This is a genomic window from Methyloversatilis discipulorum, assembly GCF_018780585.1.
Taxonomy (GTDB): domain Bacteria; phylum Pseudomonadota; class Gammaproteobacteria; order Burkholderiales; family Rhodocyclaceae; genus Methyloversatilis; species Methyloversatilis discipulorum_B.
Genome location: NZ_JADMJL010000081.1, coordinates 1 through 2,314, shown reverse-complemented (window position 1 = coordinate 2,314; position 2,314 = coordinate 1). Strand labels below are relative to the sequence as shown.

Sequence of the window (2,314 nt, the reverse complement as noted above, 5' to 3'; positions counted from 1 at the left end):
CGCGGCGTCAGCCTCAATCGGGCCTTGTGGATGCTGGCCGAGGAAATGCGCAAGCTGAAGGCTTGATGCGGTGGCGGCGCGCTGGATTCAGCCTTGAATCCAACGCGCTTGGGGCCTGCTTGCAGGGTGCCGACTTGCTCAGCGCAGCCAGAGCCAGGCCGCCATCGCCCAGCTGAGCGCCGAGGTCAGCACAGCCGTCGCCACATGGGTGAGCCAGCGATCCCAGGGCCGCATGCTGTCCTGGGCAAGCGCCGCCAGTTGCTGCAAGGGGAGCGCGGTTCGCTGCAGGGCCGGGCCGACTTCCGCTCTGAAGATCGTCCGCGCTGCGTCCTCCATCGCCTGTGTCTGTGCGTCCAGGGACCGGCGCGCCAGCTCGTCGATGCGCCTTGCAATGTGCTTGACGACCTGTGCCTGCGCGTTTTCTGTGAGGGCGGCCATGCGACTCTCGAAGACGCCGACCTGGTGGGTTAGTCCCTTGCCAGCGCTGATCAGCGCCAGTCGGCTGGCGTCCATCGCTGGGGCAACGGTTTCTACGCGCTCCAGCAAGATCGCGACCTCGCCGAGTGCCTCGACGAGGAGGGCTTCGCGGGCACTGTTCGGGCCGCTCATGCCGGCACCGGCACAAGCTCGAGCGCGGCGAAGCAGGCATCCAGTTCGGGAACGACGCCAAAGGCCAGCCGCCGGTTGGCCAGAGCCTGGGCTAGCGCCAGCTTCTCTTCGAGCTTGGCTGACTTGAGGATCAGCGACTTGAAGTCCGTGGTGTCCTTGGACAGCTGTATCAGATCCGGCGCCACCTCCATGCTTTTGACGCGACCGTAGATCTCATTGGCGCTCAAGCGAGCGCGGATGCTGGCGGTCGCCACGGGGCAGGCCAGGAGAAATTCCAGCAGGGGCTCAAAGGTCTGCGTGATGTCGCTGTCTTCCTCGACCATATTGAAGACGATCTTCAGGCGGGAGGCTGGCACACCCAGCCGTGACATTTCGAGCAAGGTGGCCGTCGTGTCTCTTTGTTGCTTCAAAGCCGGCACCGTCGGGATGACGAAGGCATCGAAGTCCTCCTGGCTGCCGCGATAGCGGTGCATGAGGCCCAGCAGTTCCTCGACGTTGCTCGCGCCGATGTCGACAACGGCGCTGTCGACGGTTTGCAGATACTCCTGGAGCTCGGCGAACTGCCGACCCCGCAGAGACTGGCCTTGGTGATCGTCGTCGGCATTGATGCTCTCGACGGCGATGAGCGCAGCGCCGGGAATGCGAGGCAGCAGAAGGTGCCGCGCGATCGTGGTCTTGCCAACATTGCCGGAGAAATTGAGAACGGCGATTTTCATATCAGCTCCTTTTGCGCAAGAGTGGGTTGGTGATGCGGCCTTCGAAGAAGGCCTTGACGACGTCCTTGCTGGACCGTGTCTCGTCGGCCGCGCCTTGCACGCTGAGTGCCGGTGCGGTGACAAGCGGCAAGACCGAGGTTTTCTGTTGATGAAAGCCGGGTGCTGCGACGCCCGGGCTTGCGCCCCTCGCTCCGCGTGAAAGCCGGGCGAGCTCGCGTTGCACGGTGCTCTTGCTGAGCGCCAGGCCTGCATCGAGCAGTGCCTGGTGAATGGCCTTGCAGCCATAGCCTTGCTGGCGCAACTGCGCGATCTCGGCCGAAAACGCGCGAGCTTTTCGGTTCGAGCGGCCTGGTGGGATGCTGGGATTCAGTTTCACTTCAGATTGACCCGGTTTGATCCATTCTTGAGCCATTTGCGCCGGCTTGAGATGCTGAAATTGAACTCAAATCCATCGCCGGGGTTGCGTGGATTTGAGCCAATACTTGGGTCATGGGTGAGTGCAGAGATAGGCGGCCTGCCGCCGATTTCACAAACGCTTCGCTGGCCTTCTTCGATCGGCTCATGGACTCTTCAACACACGACTTCGTCACTGTCGATATGCGCGGCTTGAAGGCTTCGCTGGTGGCGCACGCGAAGGCGAATCGGGCGACTGTGTCCGTTGTGGTCCGAGACGCCGTCGCGGCTGTGCTGGGGCGCCCCGACCCTGAAGGCGTTCCGCCACAGATGAGGCCAGACGCTCCGGGCGATCGTGCAGCATGGGTCAAGCTCTCTGTGAGGGTCAGGTGTGACGAGGCGCGGCGCATCGACGCCGGTGCTAGGACCGCCGGCTTGTCGCGCGGCGCGTATCTGGTGGGCTTGGCCGACGGCGTGCCCGTACTCAAGGAGGGCGGGGTGCGCCGTGAGCTCATCGCAGCGCTGGTGTCGTCCTGCGCGGAGCTTTCAACCTTGAATCGGAACGTTCACCGGCTTGTGGCGCTATTGCGCGTCGG

The 2,314-nt window shown here is 63.7% G+C and carries 4 protein-coding genes; 1 reads left to right on the top strand and 3 read right to left on the bottom strand.

Going from position 1 to position 2,314, the window contains the following annotated elements:
* Positions 1-138: 138 nt before the first annotated feature.
* Genes IV112_RS21460 through IV112_RS21450 form a run of 3 tightly spaced genes read right to left on the bottom strand, consistent with a single transcriptional unit; the run spans position 139 to position 1,701 of the window.
* Entirely contained in the window at positions 139-609 is a 471-nt protein-coding gene (locus IV112_RS21460; protein WP_304007179.1) for a hypothetical protein, read from the bottom strand.
* Positions 606-1,325, bottom strand: coding sequence for a StbB family protein (stbB, locus tag IV112_RS21455; RefSeq protein WP_304007178.1), 720 nt, complete (start codon positions 1,323-1,325; stop codon positions 606-608). Before stbB ends, IV112_RS21460 begins: the two co-directional genes overlap by 4 nt.
* Position 1,326: 1 nt before the next feature.
* The gene (locus tag IV112_RS21450; protein WP_304007176.1) at positions 1,327-1,701 is read right to left on the bottom strand and encodes a hypothetical protein; all 375 of its coding nucleotides are present in this window, start codon (positions 1,699-1,701) and stop codon (positions 1,327-1,329) included.
* A 113-nt stretch (positions 1,702-1,814) separates the two neighbouring features.
* Here IV112_RS21450 and IV112_RS21445 point away from each other — a divergent pair.
* On the top strand, positions 1,815-2,314 hold a 500-nt coding region (locus IV112_RS21445), incomplete at its 3' end, for a hypothetical protein (protein ID WP_304007174.1).